This is a genomic window from Actinomadura sp. WAC 06369, assembly GCF_003947565.1.
Lineage (GTDB): Bacteria > Actinomycetota > Actinomycetes > Streptosporangiales > Streptosporangiaceae > Spirillospora > Spirillospora rifamycini.
This window is the reverse complement of sequence record NZ_QHJN01000094.1, coordinates 18,104-32,430: the sequence shown is the minus strand read 5'-3', so window position 1 is coordinate 32,430 and position 14,327 is coordinate 18,104. Positions and strand designations below refer to the sequence as shown.

At 75.2% G+C, this 14,327-nt stretch carries 17 protein-coding genes; 9 read left to right on the top strand and 8 right to left on the bottom strand.

Features of this window, described 5'->3' with window-relative positions:
* Window positions 1-196 precede the first annotated feature (196 nt).
* Window positions 197-1,516: a lipopolysaccharide biosynthesis protein RfbH gene (gene rfbH / locus DMH08_RS24030; RefSeq protein ID WP_026401577.1), complete on the bottom strand. Its 1,320-nt coding sequence runs from the start codon at window positions 1,514-1,516 to the stop codon at window positions 197-199.
* Between the two features lie 200 nt (window positions 1,517-1,716).
* Between rfbH and DMH08_RS24025 the strand changes: the two genes are divergently transcribed.
* Genes DMH08_RS24025 through DMH08_RS24000 form a run of 6 tightly spaced genes read left to right on the top strand, consistent with a single transcriptional unit; the run spans window position 1,717 to window position 4,392 of the window.
* On the top strand, window positions 1,717-2,037 hold the full coding sequence (locus tag DMH08_RS24025) for a TcmI family type II polyketide cyclase (protein WP_026401576.1): 321 nt from the start codon (window positions 1,717-1,719) through the stop codon (window positions 2,035-2,037).
* A gap of 56 nt (window positions 2,038-2,093) precedes the next feature.
* Window positions 2,094-2,351, top strand: coding sequence for a phosphopantetheine-binding protein (locus DMH08_RS24020; RefSeq protein WP_026401575.1), 258 nt, complete (start codon window positions 2,094-2,096; stop codon window positions 2,349-2,351).
* A complete protein-coding gene (locus DMH08_RS24015; protein WP_026401574.1) occupies window positions 2,351-2,815 on the top strand; it encodes an SRPBCC family protein in 465 nt (154 codons plus the stop codon). Before DMH08_RS24020 ends, DMH08_RS24015 begins: the two co-directional genes overlap by 1 nt.
* Entirely contained in the window at window positions 2,812-3,588 is a 777-nt protein-coding gene (locus DMH08_RS24010) for an SDR family NAD(P)-dependent oxidoreductase (protein WP_051300414.1), read from the top strand. The genes DMH08_RS24015 and DMH08_RS24010 overlap by 4 nt, the downstream gene beginning before the upstream one ends.
* Complete coding sequence (locus tag DMH08_RS41140) at window positions 3,585-3,998, top strand: antibiotic biosynthesis monooxygenase family protein (protein ID WP_199747975.1); 414 nt, start codon at window positions 3,585-3,587, stop codon at window positions 3,996-3,998. The genes DMH08_RS24010 and DMH08_RS41140 overlap by 4 nt, the downstream gene beginning before the upstream one ends.
* A complete protein-coding gene (locus DMH08_RS24000; protein WP_051300412.1) occupies window positions 3,973-4,392 on the top strand; it encodes a SchA/CurD-like domain-containing protein in 420 nt (139 codons plus the stop codon). The genes DMH08_RS41140 and DMH08_RS24000 overlap by 26 nt, the downstream gene beginning before the upstream one ends.
* 101 nt (window positions 4,393-4,493) lie before the next feature.
* On the opposite strand, the gene DMH08_RS23995 is transcribed toward DMH08_RS24000, so the two are convergent.
* The 3 genes from DMH08_RS23995 to accB are packed head-to-tail and all read right to left on the bottom strand — an operon-like array spanning window position 4,494 to window position 7,389.
* Window positions 4,494-5,690 (bottom strand): DegT/DnrJ/EryC1/StrS family aminotransferase, encoded by a 1,197-nt coding sequence (locus DMH08_RS23995; protein WP_026401572.1) that lies wholly within the window; start codon window positions 5,688-5,690, stop codon window positions 4,494-4,496.
* Entirely contained in the window at window positions 5,687-6,892 is a 1,206-nt protein-coding gene (locus DMH08_RS23990) for a nucleotide disphospho-sugar-binding domain-containing protein (RefSeq protein WP_125617876.1), read from the bottom strand. The genes DMH08_RS23995 and DMH08_RS23990 overlap by 4 nt, the downstream gene beginning before the upstream one ends.
* The gene (gene accB, locus DMH08_RS23985) at window positions 6,889-7,389 is read right to left on the bottom strand and encodes an acetyl-CoA carboxylase biotin carboxyl carrier protein (RefSeq protein ID WP_125617874.1); all 501 of its coding nucleotides are present in this window, start codon (window positions 7,387-7,389) and stop codon (window positions 6,889-6,891) included. Before accB ends, DMH08_RS23990 begins: the two co-directional genes overlap by 4 nt.
* 150 nt (window positions 7,390-7,539) lie before the next feature.
* Between accB and DMH08_RS23980 the strand changes: the two genes are divergently transcribed.
* Both DMH08_RS23980 and DMH08_RS23975 read left to right on the top strand, forming a co-directional pair.
* Window positions 7,540-9,081: an FAD-dependent monooxygenase gene (locus tag DMH08_RS23980; RefSeq protein ID WP_125617872.1), complete on the top strand. Its 1,542-nt coding sequence runs from the start codon at window positions 7,540-7,542 to the stop codon at window positions 9,079-9,081.
* Window positions 9,082-9,088: 7 nt separating this feature from the next.
* The gene (locus DMH08_RS23975; RefSeq protein ID WP_125617870.1) at window positions 9,089-10,210 is read left to right on the top strand and encodes a nucleotide disphospho-sugar-binding domain-containing protein; all 1,122 of its coding nucleotides are present in this window, start codon (window positions 9,089-9,091) and stop codon (window positions 10,208-10,210) included.
* 70 nt (window positions 10,211-10,280) lie between these two features.
* Here the strand turns inward: DMH08_RS23975 and DMH08_RS23970 are convergent, their stop codons facing one another.
* From DMH08_RS23970 to DMH08_RS23960, 3 genes are read right to left on the bottom strand one after another with little or no spacing between them, the layout of a single operon-like run.
* On the bottom strand, window positions 10,281-11,300 hold the full coding sequence (locus tag DMH08_RS23970) for a hypothetical protein (RefSeq protein ID WP_125617867.1): 1,020 nt from the start codon (window positions 11,298-11,300) through the stop codon (window positions 10,281-10,283).
* Complete coding sequence (locus DMH08_RS23965; RefSeq protein WP_064743532.1) at window positions 11,297-11,644, bottom strand: antibiotic biosynthesis monooxygenase family protein; 348 nt, start codon at window positions 11,642-11,644, stop codon at window positions 11,297-11,299. The genes DMH08_RS23970 and DMH08_RS23965 overlap by 4 nt, the downstream gene beginning before the upstream one ends.
* Window positions 11,641-12,102, bottom strand: a complete 462-nt coding sequence (locus tag DMH08_RS23960) for a DUF1772 domain-containing protein (protein ID WP_026401567.1) — start codon at window positions 12,100-12,102, stop codon at window positions 11,641-11,643. Before DMH08_RS23960 ends, DMH08_RS23965 begins: the two co-directional genes overlap by 4 nt.
* Window positions 12,103-12,249: 147 nt before the next feature.
* Here DMH08_RS23960 and DMH08_RS23955 point away from each other — a divergent pair, with 147 nt between their 5' ends.
* A complete protein-coding gene (locus tag DMH08_RS23955) occupies window positions 12,250-13,056 on the top strand; it encodes an SDR family NAD(P)-dependent oxidoreductase (RefSeq protein WP_026401566.1) in 807 nt (268 codons plus the stop codon).
* A gap of 83 nt (window positions 13,057-13,139) precedes the next feature.
* Here DMH08_RS23955 and DMH08_RS23950 read toward each other — a convergent pair whose 3' ends face one another.
* Window positions 13,140-14,327, bottom strand: coding sequence for a nucleotide disphospho-sugar-binding domain-containing protein (locus tag DMH08_RS23950; RefSeq protein WP_125617865.1), 1,188 nt, complete (start codon window positions 14,325-14,327; stop codon window positions 13,140-13,142).

Below are 14,327 nucleotides of genomic sequence, written 5' to 3'. Positions count from 1 at the left end.
CAGCCCCCGAGATACTGCCGTTCTCCCGGTCCAGCGCCTCGAAGAACCTTGCCTTCAGGTCCTCAAAATCCATGATCCCCGCAACTCCCTGAAGATCAGGGTGTTGCGGGGATCACTAGAACCCACGGGAGCTCCCGGCGGGGCCGTCCTCGTTCGCGCGGCGCTCCCGTCCCCGGGAGGCGGCGGAGACCGCGGGTCAGGCGGGCTGGCGGGCGCGGACGCGCGCGCCGACGAACTCGTGCACGGACTCCACCATGTAGTCGGTCATCTCGGGCGTGATGCCCGGGTAGACGCCGATCCAGAACGTCCGGTCGGTGATGACGTCGCTGTTGGCGAGGTCGCCGGCGACCCGGTACTCGACCTCCTGGTAGGCGGGGTGCCGGGTGAGGTTGCCGCCGAACAGCAGCCGCGTCTGGATCTGCCGCTCCTCCAGGAACGCGACGAACTCGCGGCGGGTGAACGGCGCGTCCTCGCGGATCGTGATGAGGAACCCGAACCAGGACGGGTCGCTGTCCGGCGTCGCGGACGGCAGCAGCAGCACGTCCTCGAGGTCGGCGAGGCCCTCGCGCAGCGCCGCCCAGTTGCGGCGGCGCGCCGCGCCGAACGCGGGGAGCTTCTCCAGCTGGCTCAGCCCGAGCGCGGCCTGCAGGTCGGTGCTCTTCAGGTTGTAGCCGACGTGGGAGAACGTGTACTTGTGGTCGTACCCGTACGACAGTGAGCCGAGCTGGTAGTCGAACCGCTTCAGGCAGCGGTTGCTCTCGCCGGGCTCGCACCAGCAGTCGCGGCCCCAGTCGCGGAACGACTCGACGATCCGCGCGAGCTTGGGGTTGCCGACGACGACGCAGCCGCCCTCCCCCATCGTGATGTGGTGCGCCGGGTAGAAGCTGGCCGTCGACATGTGCCCGAACGAGCCGGCGGGCTGCCCCCGGTAGGTGGAGCCGACCGCGTCGCAGTTGTCCTCGATCAGCCAGAGGTCGTGGTCGGCGGCGATCTGGGCGATCTCGTCGGCGGCCCAGGGGTTGCCGAGGGTGTGCGCGAGGATGATCGCCTTCGTGCGCGGCCCGATCGCCGCCGCGACCGCCTCGGGGGTGGCGTTGTAGGTGCCGAGCTCGACGTCCACGAACACCGGGGTGAGCCGGTTGTGCACGATCGGGTTGACGGTCGTCGGGAACCCGGCGGCCGCGGTGATCACCTCGTCGCCGGGGCGCAGCCGGTTCTCCACCTGCGGCGACGTCAGCGCCGCCAGCGCCAGCAGGTTCGCCGACGATCCCGAGTTGGTGAGGTGGGCGCGGCTGCCGCCGACGACCCGGGCGAACCGGCTCTCGAACCGGCGCGAGTGCCGCCCCGCGGCGATCCGCAGGTCGAGGGCGGCGGCCACGAGCGCGGCCCGGTCCTCCTCGTCCAGGACCGCCCCGGAGGGCAGGATCGGCGTCACTCCCGGCTCGAACCGCGGCTCGGGCCGCGACCGGTGGTAGTCGCGGACGCTTTCCAACAGTGCTGCGGCGTCGCTCGTCATCGTGTGGTGCCTCCAGCTTCGGCCATGCCACCGATCGTCGCGGCGCGTCCTCGAAGGCGGCTAGGGCGGCGCTGGAAGGACCCGCGCCGGGCGGCGCGACCAGTCGCCTTCGAGCGCGGCTCTAGCGCCGCCGGGTGCCCTGGGGACGGAGCCCGCCGATGGAGCCCGCCGATGGAGCCCGCCGACACGAGGGAGCGCGCATGCACCGGACACTGATCGTCGCCCGGATGGAACCGGACCGGGCCGACGACGTCGCGAAGATCTTCGCCGACTCCGACGCCACGGACCTGCCGCACATGATCGGTGTGTCCGCGCGGAGCCTGTTCCGGTTCCACGACCTGTACTTCCACCTCGTGGAGGCGGACGAGGACATCGCCCCGTCGCTGTACAAGGCGCGGAGCCACCCGCTGTACGGCGACATCAACACGCGGCTGGCCGAGCACATCCGCCCCTACGACCCGAACTGGAAAGAGCCGAAGGACGCCATGGCGGAGCCGTTCTACCGCTGGACGGCGCGCTGACCGGCCTCCCGGCCGGGGCCCCCGGCCGGCCACTGCGAGGGAGATCGAGAAGGACGATGAGCGAGATCACGCTTGATGACCTGCGGCGGCTCATGCGGGCCAGCGCGGGCGACGACGAGAACGTCGACCTGGACGGCGACATCCTGGACCGGTCGTTCGGCGAGCTGAGCTACGACTCGCTGGCCGTGCTGGAGCTGTCGGTGCAGCTCTTCCAGGAGTACGGCATCGAGGTGGACGACGACGTGCTGACGGGGCTCGAGACGCCCCGCGCCTTCCTGGACCACGTGAACTCGCTGAAGTCGGCGGCCGCGTGATGGCCGGGCACACCGAGAACTCGGTCGTCATCGACGCCCCGATGGACCTGGTCTGGGACATGACCAACGACGTGGCGTCGTGGCCGTCGCTGTTCAGCGAGTACGCCGCGGCGGAGATCCTGTCCGAGGAGGACGGGGCGATCCGCTTCCGGCTGACGATGCACCCGGACGAGAACGGCAAGCAGTGGAGCTGGGTGTCCGAGCGGCGCCCGGACCCGGCGACCCGGACCGTGCGGGCGCGCCGCGTCGAGCCCGGCAACTTCGAGTTCATGAGCATCTTCTGGGAGTACCGCGAGGTCGACGGCGGCGTGGAGATGCACTGGGTGCAGGACTTCCACATGCGCCCGGAGGCGCCGGTCGACGACGCGTGGATGACCGACAACATCAACCGCAACACCCGCGTCCAGATGGAGCGGATCAAGAAGCTGGTCGAGCAGGCCGCCGCGGAACGGAGCATGCGATGACGACCGTGATCCCGGGCGGCGCCCGGCTGGTGACCGGCGGCGCCCACCTGGTGACCGGCGGCACGAAGGGCATCGGACGCGCCATCGTGCTGGGGCTGGCGGAGTCGGGCGCCGACGTCGTCGCCTGCTACTCCTCCGACGAGGACGCGGCCGAGCGGCTCCGCAAGGAGCTCGCCGAGACCGGCGGGAACCACGCGGTGGTGAAGGCCGACGTGGGCCGCGCCGCGGACGTCGAGGCGCTGCTGGAGGAGGCGAGGACCCGGTTCGGGCGGCTCGACTCGCTGATCCACAACGCCGGGATCATCAGCCACGTCCCGTTCGACAAGCTGCCGGACGACGAGTGGGGCCGGGTGATCGACACGAACCTGACCTCGGCGTTCCTGCTGGCGCAGCGGGCGCTGCCGCTGCTGGGCGAGGGGTCGTCGCTGGTGTTCGTCGGGTCGAAGGCCGCGCTGGTGGGCATCCCGCTCCGGGCGCACTACACGGCGTCCAAGTCGGCGCTGCTCGGGCTCGCCCGGTCCCTGTCGAAGGAGCTGGGGCCGCGCGGGATCCGGGTGAACGTGGTCGCGCCCGGCATCGTCGACACGACCGAGCCCGACGCGGAGGACGCCGCCGACCCGGGGATGGCGGCGCGGCTGGAGGAGTACCGCAAGCGCAGCCCGCTCGGCCGGCTGGCGTCCCCGGCCGAGGTCGCGGCGGTGGCGATGTTCCTCGCGGGGCCGCTGTCGTCGTTCGTCACCGGCGAGACCGTCAACGTGGACGGCGGCCTGTGACCGCGACCGGGCGCGTCCGGGTGCTGGTCTGGCACCGGCCCGGCGAGCGGGCGGACGAGCTGGCGGCGCAGTACCACCGCATCAGCCGCGCGATGGCGGGCACGCCCGGCCTGCTCGGCAACGAGCTGTGGGAGTGCGGCGACCAGCGGGTCGTGATGAGCGAGTGGGCCGACGCGGACGCGTTCGACCGGTGGGCCCGCGACGCCGCTCAGCACCGGGTCACCGCGTCGCTGCGGGAGTACCGGGCGCCGGACGACCCGCCGGCGCTGCTGTGCCGGGTCGTCGACCGGGAGGGCGCCGGAAGAAACGTCCGGGAGGGCGCCGGGGAAAGCGACCGGGAGGGCGCGCGGGAAGGCGCGCCGGAGAGCGGAAGGGAGGCCGCCGATGCCGTACGCGGCGATCACGTATGACGTCAAGCCGGGCCACGAGGCGGAGATCCGGGACGTGTTCAGCCGGTTCCGCCGCCCGGAGTCGCCCGTCCTGCACGACGCGGACGGCGCCCCGGTCGGGATGCTGCTGGGCACGGGGCTGTTCATCCAGGGCGGCCTGATGATCCGCGTCATCCACTACGAGGGCGGCACGGTCGAGGACGTCGCCCGGCACATGTCCGTCCAGGAGGGCGTCCACCTCATCGAGACGGAGCTGGCGCCGTACCTGGCGACGCCGCGGGCGACCGACACCACGACGCCCGAGGGGTTCGTCGCGCACTTCGAGACGGCGCTGATGGCGGAGGTCCAGCAGTTCCAGCTGCCCGGCGAGATCGCCGAGCGGATCCGCGAGAAGGCGTTCGCGGGGGACGGCTGACGGACCGGCGGACGAACGGGGCGAGGGGCCCGGCGAATGTCGCCGGGCCCCTCCCTTTCGTCCGCGCGCTCTCGTCCGCTCGCTCCCGCCCGCGGCCGGCGTCAGGCCGGGACGGGCTCCTCCATGCGGCGGGCGACGTCGGCGCCGTTGCGGGCGACGAAGTCCAGCAGCCCGCACAGCGCGCCGATCTCGGGCGCGCCGACCGCGTTGCCGGTCGGCAGGGTGATGACCCGCGCCGCGAGCGCCTCGGTGTGCGGGAAGCCGGCCGGGTCCGCGGTCGCGTTGTAGGGCGCCATCCGGTGGCAGCCCGGGGAGAAGTGCGCACGCGTCACGACGTTCTCCGCCTCGAGGACCCGCATCAGGGCGTCCCGGCCGACGCAGGCCCGCTCGTCCACCTCCGCGACGACGAACTGGTGGTTGGCCCGGACGTCGGCGGGGTACTCGTGCAGGGTCATCCCGGGCACGTCCCGCAGCCCCTCCCGGTACGCCGCGTGGTTGGCCCTGTTGGTGCGCAGCAGCCCGTCGAGCGAGTCCAGCGAGGTGAGGCCCATCGCGGCGCACAGCTCGTTCATCTTGGCGTTGGTGCCGACCGCCGCGACGTCCTCGCCCGCGAACCCGAAGTTGCGCAGCGACCGGGCCCGGTCGGCCAGGTCGGCGTCGTTCGTCACGAGCGCGCCGCCTTCGACGCTGTTGACGAACTTGGTGGCGTGGAAGCTGAACACCTCCGCGGCTCCGAAGCCGCCCACCGGGACGCCGTCCGCGGTGACGCCGAACGCGTGCGCGGCGTCGAACAGCAGCGCCAGCCCGTGCCGGGCCGCGACCTCCTCCAGCTCGCGCGGGAAGCACGGCCGCCCCCACACGTGGACGGCCAGGATGCCGGTCGTCCGCGGCGTGACGGCGCGCTCCACGGCGGCCGGGTCCAGGTTCCCGGTGACCGGGTCGACGTCGCACAGCACCGGCGTCGCGCCCGTCCAGCCGAGGACGTGCGGCGTCGCCGGGTAGGTGAACGACGGCACGATGACCTCGCCCGTCAGTCCCAGCGCCCGGACGGCGACCTGGAGGCCGATCGTCGCGTTGCACATCGCGACGCAGTGCTCGACCCCGGCCAGCGCCGCCACCCGGCGCTCGAACTCCAGCACCAGCGGGCCGTTGTTGGTGAGCCACCGGCGGTCCAGGACGCCGCGGACCCGGTCCAGGAAGGCCGCGGTGTCGCCGAGGTTCGGCCGCCCCGTGTGCAGGGTCTCGCCGAACAGGGGGTCCCCGCCGAAGACCGCGAGGTCCGAGAGGGTGCGCTTCACGTCGTCTCTCCTTCGCCGTGCGCGAGCCGTTCCAGCGTCCGGACGGCGGCGGCCGGGGACGGCCGGCCCCGCATCTCGGCGGCCAGCCCGCGCGCCGCGGCGGCCGCCGACGGATCGGTGCGCAGCCGGGCTGCGCCGTCGCGCAGCGCGTCCGGGGTCGTCTCGTCCGGGACCAGGAACGCGCCCGCCCCGGACTTCTCCAGCGGGATCGCGTTGACCACCTGGTCGGGGGTCTGCACGACCGCGAGCTGCGGGACGCCGTGCAGCGCCGCCGTCAGCGTCGTCCCGGCGCCGCCCTGGTGGACGACGGCGGAGCAGCCCGGCAGCAGCGCGTCCAGCGGCGCCGACTCCACGAGCCGGACCCCGTCCGGGACGTCCGGGACGAGGGCCCGCTGGTCGGGGGTGACCGCGAACACCACCTCGGCGTCCGGCCCGGCGAGCGCGGCGACCACCTCGGGCAGCCGGGCCGCGTGCTCCGCGCTGAACTTGGCGGTGGTGGTGCCCCAGCTCACCAGGACGCGGGGGCGGTCCGGCGGGTCGAGCGCCCAGCCCGGCATGTTCGGCTGCCCGCTGTACGGGACGTACCGGACGTGCAGGCGGCGCAGCGGCGCGGGGAACTGCAGCGCGCCCGGCACGGGGTCGACGGTGAGGTCGCCGAGCGGGTCGATGCGGTCCACGCCGAACCGGTCGGCGAGCGGCTGCGCCGCGGCGGACTCGAGGTCGGCGATGTCCACGTTGAAGTCCGGCCCGAACAGCGACCGGACGGCGGGCACGCCGACGAGCCCGGCGACCAGCGGGCCCGCGTAGGTGAGCGGGTCGTGCACCACGAGGTGCGGGCGCCACCGGCGCGCCACGTCCAGCAGGTCGTCGGCCATCAGGTCGGCGATCTCGGCGAACTTCGCGAACCCCTGCTGGACGCGGGCGCGCTTCGCCGCGTTCCAGGCCGCCGGCGGCTCGGCGTCGCGGGTGACCCGCAGCCCGGCGTGCTCGGTGCGGTGGTAGCCGACGATGTCGAGGTCGGACCCCACCGCCACGGCCGGGTGCCCGGACCGGGCGATCGTCCCGGCGAGCGCGGGCTGGCTCGCGACCAGCACCTCGTGCCCGGCGGCGCGGAACGCCCACGCCAGCGGCACCATCGGGAAGTAGTGCGACGGCCACGCCCAGGTGGTGAACAGGACCCGCAGCGGCCCGCCCGGGTTCACGCGGCCCTCCCGGCCTCGTCCGCTTCGGCGGCGATCGCGAACAGCGGCTGGTCGTACTCGACCGGGGACCCGTCCTCGACCAGCACCTCCAGGATGCGTCCGGGCCGGTCGGCGTTGACCGGGCTGAGCAGCTTCATCGCCTCGATGATCGCGATCTGGCTGCCCGCCGCGACCACGTCGCCCTCGGCGACGAAGCTGTCGGCGCCCGGCGCGGGCGCCCGGTAGAAGGTGCCGACCATCGGGGCGCGCAGGTAGTCCCGGTCGTCCTCGGGTTCGGCGGCGGGCCCGGCGGCGGGGACGGCCGCGGGGCCGCCCGTCCCCGCCGCCGGGGCGGCCGCGGCGGCCGGTGCGGCCGCCGGCTCGGGCCACTCGAGCTCCAGCCGGGCCTCCCCGCTCTGGAGGCTGAGCCGCCGGACCGGGCCGGGCAGGCTCGCCAGCAGCTCCGCCGAGCGGCGGCACAACGTTTCGACGACGTCCTGAGGTTCTTCGCCATCCATGGATCCCGAGCGTGCCGGACCCGGTTCGCGGGCCGCTCGAAGGAGGCTGGACGCCGGCGCGGACCCAGCGAAGCTCCAGCCGGGCTCGAACCGCGCCGGTGAGACTGCCGCCGCGCGCGTCCGCCCGCGGCGCGGCACGGGAGGGAGCGAATGGAACGGACTTCGGTTCTCATCGCGGGAGGCGGCCTGACCGGCCTGTCGGCCGCCGCCTTCCTGGCCTGGCACGGCGTGCCGGTGACGCTGCTGGAACGCCGGACGGACGCGCTCGCGCACCCCCGGGCGCGGGCGGTGAACCCGCGCACCGTCGAACTGTACCGGCGGCTCGGGATCGAGCCGGCGATCCGCGCCGCCTGCACCTACGAGCTGGGCGGCGACTCGCTGCTGGTCCGCGCGGAGACCCTCGCCGGACCGGAGCTGCGGCGGGTGCCGCTGGAACCCGAGACCGCGGACGAGCGGATCGGGCCGTGCGCGTGGGCGACCATCTCGCAGGACCGGCTCGAGGCGATCGTCGCGGCCCGCGCGGCGGACTTGGGCGCGGTGCTCCGGTTCGGGCACGAGCTGACCGGTTTCACCGACACCGGCGACGGCGTCGTCGCGACCGTCCGGACCGGCGACGGCGGCGGGTACCGCGTCGCCGCCGACCGGCTCGTCGGCGCGGACGGGCACCGCAGCCCGGTCCGCGCCGCGCTCGGCGTCGGGTCGGACGGCCCCGGGGCGCTCGGCCACACCGCGACGTTCGTGTTCCGCGCCGACCTGGAGCCCGTCCTGCGGGGCCGGCGGATCGACATCGCGAACCTGGACCGCCCCGCCCCCGGCACCGTCCTGCTGCGGCACGACGCGGCGGACGGCTGGGTGCTCAGCATCCCGTTCCGGCCCGAGCGCGGCGAGTCCCTCGCCGACTTCGACGAGGCCCGGTGCGTCGCGGCGGTCCGGGCGATGGCGGGGCTCCCGGACGCGGCCGTCGCGCTCGTCCCGCAGCTCCCGGACGGCACGACGGTGCTCGGCTACGAGATCGCGGCGCGGGTCGCCGACCGGTTCCGGGCCGGCCGGGTGCTGCTGGCCGGCGACGCCGCGCACGTCATGCCGCCGAGCGGCGCCCTCGGCGCCAGCACCGGCGTGCAGGACGCGCACAACCTCGCGTGGCGGCTCGCCGCGGCCGCCGGCGCACCGGCGCGCGAGGCGGACGCCCTGCTGGACGGGTACGACGCCGAGCGGCGGCCCGTCGCGTGGCTGACGCTCGCGCAGGCCCTGCACCAGCTGCACGTCCGGACCGGGCGGGACGTGCCGGGCCGCCCGGAGAGCACCGCCTCCTACGAGGCGGTGGTCTTCGGCTACCGGTACGGGACGGGCGGCGGCCCGGCGGCCGTCGAGCCCGCGGAGCTGTCCGGGGAGCCGGGCACCCGCGCGCCGCACGTCCCGCTGGAGCTGGCGGGCCGCCCGGTGTCCAGCCTCGACCTGTACGGGCCGGAGCACACGCTGGTCACCGGCCCGGAGGGCGCGCACTGGGCGAAGGGCGCCGGGCCGGACGTCCGGACGTTCGTCCTGGGCGTGGACGTGGAGGACCCGGGCGGGACGTTCCCGGCCCGGCACGGGCTGCCCCCGGACGGCGCGGTGCTGGTGCGCCCGGACGGGTTCGTGGCCTGGCGGTCGACCGACGGCGGGACCCTGCCCGCCGTCCCGGTGGAGGGGTGAGGAAGCGATGCGGGTGCTGATGACGACGTGGGCGACCGCGTCGCACTACCTGCCGATGGTCCCGCTCGGCTGGGCGCTGCGCGCCGCCGGGCACGAGGTCCGGGTGGCGTGCCAGCCGTCCTTCGCGGAGTACGTCGCGGGCACCGGGCTGCATCCGGTGGTGATCGGCGAGGACGTCGACGCGGGCGTGTTCTGGCGCGGCGCGTCGGTCGACGACGCCCCGGCTGCGCGGTCGGCCCGCGCGGTGACGATGTTCGCGACGGTCGGCGAGCGGCTGGCCGACGGCGTCACCCGGTTCGCACGGGACCGGCGCTGCGACGCGGTGGTGTACGAACCGCGCGCGTACGCCGGGCTCATCGCGGCGGCGCGGCTCGGCGTCCCGGCCGTCCGCCACCTGTACGGGGTGGACTACACGTACGCGCGGCACCCCGACGAGCGGGAGCTGCTCGACCCGGTGTGGGCGCGGCTGGGCCTCACCGACGTGCGCCCGCACGGCGACCTCACCGTCGACCCGTGCCCGCCGACCCTGCAGATCCCGGGCGCCGGGAACGCGCACGCCGTCCGGCACGTCCCGTACAACGGCCCGGAGACGGTCCCCGGGTGGCTCGCGGAGCCGCCGGCGCGGCGCCGGGTGTGCGTCACGTGGGGGACGACCTTCGCGAAGACGGCCGGCCACCTCGACCCGCTGCGGGCCGTCCTCGCGGGCGTCGCGGACCTGGACGCGGAGGTCGTGCTGGCGATCGCGAAGGGGCAGCGGGAGCTGGTGGAGCCGGTCCCGGACGGCGTGCGGGTCGTGGAGTCCATGCCGCTGAGCCTGCTGCTGCCGGGCTGCTCGCTGGTGGTGCACCAGGGCGGGCCGGGGACGGCGCTGGCGGCGGTCGCGGCGGGCGTCCCGCAGGTGACGATCCCGTCGATCGGGGACCAGCCGCTCAACACCGAGCGGCTCGAGGCGGCGGGCGCCGCGCGCGGCGTCGCGTTCGCGGAGCTGTCGCCCGCCGTGGTCCGGGCCGCCGCGGCGGCGGTGCTGGACGGCCCCGCGTACGCGGCGGCCGCGGAGGCGCTGCGGGCGGAGAACGCGGCGCAGCCCGCCCCGGCGACGGCGGTGGACCGCCTCCTCGCCCTGGTCTGACGGCGCGGGAACGGCGGAAGCGGCCGGCGGGAGGTCCCGCCGGCCGCTTCGGCGTCTCGCCGGGCGCCGGTCAGCGCAGGTCGATCACGCTCGTCATGCCGGTCGCGGCGGCGTCCAGGAGGGTGTCGGAGTCGCGCAGCCAGGAGAACAGCCCGTAGGTGTCCGCGGGCATCTCGTACCCCATGATGATCTGCTTGTCCGGGGACAGCGCGAGCATCCCGCCGATGGAGTCGCCGAACGGGCGCGGCGGCAGCGGGCGGCCGTCCAGCTGGGCGTCGAAGTACGCGCGGACGTCGCGGTGCGTCGCGCCGTCCCGCAGGTCCATGAACACGGTCTCCTGCGGCTGCCGGGTGTGGTTGATCACCCACACCCGGCCCCGCGCGGGCAGCCGGCGCGGGGCGATCATGACGTCGCGGCCGCCCATTTCGGTCATGTAGACGAGGCCGTCGACCCGCGGCAGCCGGGCCGGCCGGTACTCGTCGGTGATGTCGAGCCAGCCGAAGACCGACGGCTCCTGCGCCCGCACGGCGGCCTTCGCGGCCGGCAGGGCGTCCGGGGCGGGCGCCGCGACCCGCGCGGAGACGCCGCCGTCCGCGGCGGCCGGTTCGGGGGCGGCGCCCTGGGGGCCGGGGATGGCCAGCGAGCCGAAGTAGTACGTTCCAGGAGTCAGCGTCTGGGTCAGCTCCAGCGGCTTGCCGGGGTACACCTTCGCGCCGCCCGACCACTCGACGTAGCGGTAGAGGTTCTTCATCGCGGCGCGCGCCACCTCGGGGTCGTCGGAGCCGCGCTCCGCGTTCCAGGTGACGAACTGGTCGATCGTCGCGCCGTCCAGCAGCTTGTAGACGTTCCACCAGTAGCCGTGGGCGCCCTCGGCGGTCACCCGGAAGGTGACCGGGCCGCCGGGCCGCGGGTTCGGGCCGGGCACGACGAAGCCGTCCGGCGTCACGTGCACGTTGAGGACGGGCGCCGGGCCGAGGCGGGACGGTTCGGCGGGCGCCGCCTGCGCGGGCGCCCCCGCTCCGACCGCCGCGACCGCGAGCAGCACGGCCAGTGCCGCCGCCCGCGCCGTGGTCAACCAGGTCCGGGTCATGGGATGGGGATCTCCTTGTCTTCGGGCAGCGCGGCGGGGTACTCCGCCGCCAGGACGAACAGGTGGTGGTGGCCGCCGGGGCGGTCGCGGTCCTGGAACGGGCGCAGCGGCGACGGGTGCCCCGCCGCGCGGTGCCGCTCCTCCCAGGCCCGGTAGTGCTCGGCGCTCGTCCAGTCCATGAGCAGGACGCGCGCCGCGGGGTCCCCCGGGACGTCCAGCAGCTCGGTGCCCAGCAGCCCGGGGACGCCCGCGAGGCCGCGGACGGCGGACCGGTAGGCGGTCTCGACCGCGTCCGGGCGGCCGTCGGGGACCCGGTGGTGGACCAGCACCCGCGCCCGGCTCACAGCAGCACCCCGACGAGCGCCGTGTTCACCGCGAGGCCGAGGACCGCGAGGACCGTGCGGACGAGGTTCCAGTTCCGCCAGCGGACGCGGGGTTCCATGCTGTCGAAGTCGTCCGGCAGCGCGGCCGGGTCCAGGCCCGCCACCCACCGGTTGATCGGCACGTTCTTGGTCACCGACACGACCACCACGGAGGCGTACAGGAGCACGGCCGCCCCGGCCATGGCGCGGGTCGCGCCGCCGTCCCCGACCGCCGCCAGCAGCGCGTCGCAGACCAGCGCCGCCAGCAGGCAGATCGGCATGAACGGGTCGAACCGCGTGACGAGGAACTTGTGGACCGGCAGGTAGCTGTCGGCGGGCAGCGCGAGCAGCATCGGCGCCCCGCCGAGCGCGGACAGCACCAGCGCTCCCGCGGCGAGGCCGCCGGCGAGCAGCGCCACCGGCAGCAGAATCTCGACCATCGTCACCGTCCCGTGCGGAAAGGGCGCCCGGCCTTCTGCGGGCGGCACCGCGGATCAGCGTTCCGCGCACCGCTCGAAAACGGCTAGAGGACAATTGGAGAAAAGCATTCCTGGACGATTCGAATTTCCCGGGGTTATGTTTCTCGGGTGACTCGCTACAGGACCGCACTCATCACCGGGGCGTCGGGCGGGCTGGGCGCCGCCTTCGCCCGCGCGCTCGCCGCCGGCGGCACCTCGCCGGTCCTGGTGGCGCGGCGCGCGGACGCGCTGACGGAGCTGGCGGACGGGCTCTGCGCCGCGCACGGCGTCACCGCCGAGCCCCTGCCGGCCGATCTGGCGGACCCGTCCGGGCTGGCCGCCGTCGAGGCCCGGCTGGGCGACCCCGCACGCCCGGTCGACCTGCTGGTGAACTGCGCCGGGATCGTCGGCGGCATCGGCCCGCTCCCGCACCAGGACCCGGCGGCGCTGGACGCGCTCGTCGCGCTGAACGTGACGGCGGCGGTGCGGCTGACCCGCGCCGCGGTCGGCCCGATGGCGGCGCGCGGCGGCGGCGGGGTGCTGAACGTGGCCTCGACCGGCGCGTTCGCGCCCGCGCCCGGCGGCGCGGCCTACGGGGCCAGCAAGGCGTTCCTCGTCGCGTTCAGCGAGTCGGTGCACGGCGAGGTGACCTGGCTGGGCGTGCACGTGACGGCGCTGTGCCCGGGCGCCGTCCGCACCGGCGTCCACGACGCCTCCGGGCACCGGGGCAAGCGGATCGGCCGGGTGCTGGAGGCCGACGACGTGGTCCGGGAGGGGCTGGCGGCGGTGGCCGCCGGGCGCCCGGTCCACGTTCCCGGGCTCGACTACCGGGCCCGCGCCCGGCTCGCCCGGCTCGCGCCCGCCCTCGTCCGGCGGCGCCGCTACAGCACCTGGGGACGCCGTACCGCGCGGGCGCTCGCCGAGCCCCGCGCATGACGTCACCCCGCGCATGACGTCACCCCGCGCATGACGTCGTCCCGCCCGCCCGGCCGCGGCCGGGCGGGACGAGCGCTCTCGCGTCAGGCCGCCAGTTCCTCCAGCGCCCGCACCGCGTCCGGCATGCGCGGCAGCCGCTCCATGTCGTCGGCGAGCGCGCGGGCCTGCCGGCGGAACGACGAATCGGGCTCGAGAATGCGCGCCGCGTTTTCCCGAATTGTTTCCGCGTCGGCTTCGTCCGGGCGGAGGAAAACGCCCGCGCCGGACGAGCAGAACGTGCGCGCCGTGAGGAGCGTGTCGGGCATCAGCGGGAGGATGAGCTGCGGCACCCCGTACAGGGCGGCGGTGTGGCTCGTCCCGGAGCCGCCGCGCTGCACCACCAGGTCGCAGGTGGGCAGCAGCACGTCCAGCGGGACGGACTTCGCGATCGTCACCTCCGGCGGCAGGTCCGGCAGCAGGTGCTCCTGGCGGGCCGCGATCGCGATGACCAGCTCGGCGTCCAGCGACAGCATCGCCTCGAGCACGTTCGGCGGCAGGAACGCCGTCTCCCCCACCATCCGGTCGGTGGTGGTCCCCCAGGTCAGGCAGACCCGGGGGCGCCCGGACCGGCCGGGCTCGTGCGCCGCCGGCGGGACGACCGGCAGCGCGTTGTAGGGCACGAACCGGATGTGCTGCCGCCGCACCGGCGCGTCGATCTGGACGTACGGCGGGCACGGGTCGACGGTCAGGTCGCCGAGCGTGGACGCCGGCCGGTCCAGCCCGAGCGACTCCAGCAGCGGGTCCAGGACGTCGGTGTACTCGGGCCGGATCGCGGCCGACAGGTCGGGCCCGAACAGGCTCCGCACCGCCGGGACGCCCAGGTCGTCCGCCACCAGGACGCCCGCCCACGCGAGCGGGTCGTACACGACCGCGTCCGGGCGCCACGCGCGGGCGTAGTCGAGCAGGCCGGGCGTCATCGCGGCGGCGATCGCGGTGTAGTGCTCCATGACGGCGCGGCTGCGCGCGGCGTGCCGCTCGGCCAGTTCGGCCTCGCCGCGCGCGTGGTCGTTCTCGTAGTCCATCACGGTGACGATCCGCTCCTGGAAGTCCCCGACGATGTCGAAGTCCTCCCCCGCGGTGACGGCGGGCAGCCCGGACGCCGTGATCGACGGCACCAGGTCGGACGGCGCCGCGAAGCGGACGTCGTGCCCGGCGACCCGGGCGGCCCAGGCGAGCGGGACCATCGGGTAGAAGTGCGTGGTCCAGGCCCAGCTGGTGAACAGGATGCGCAT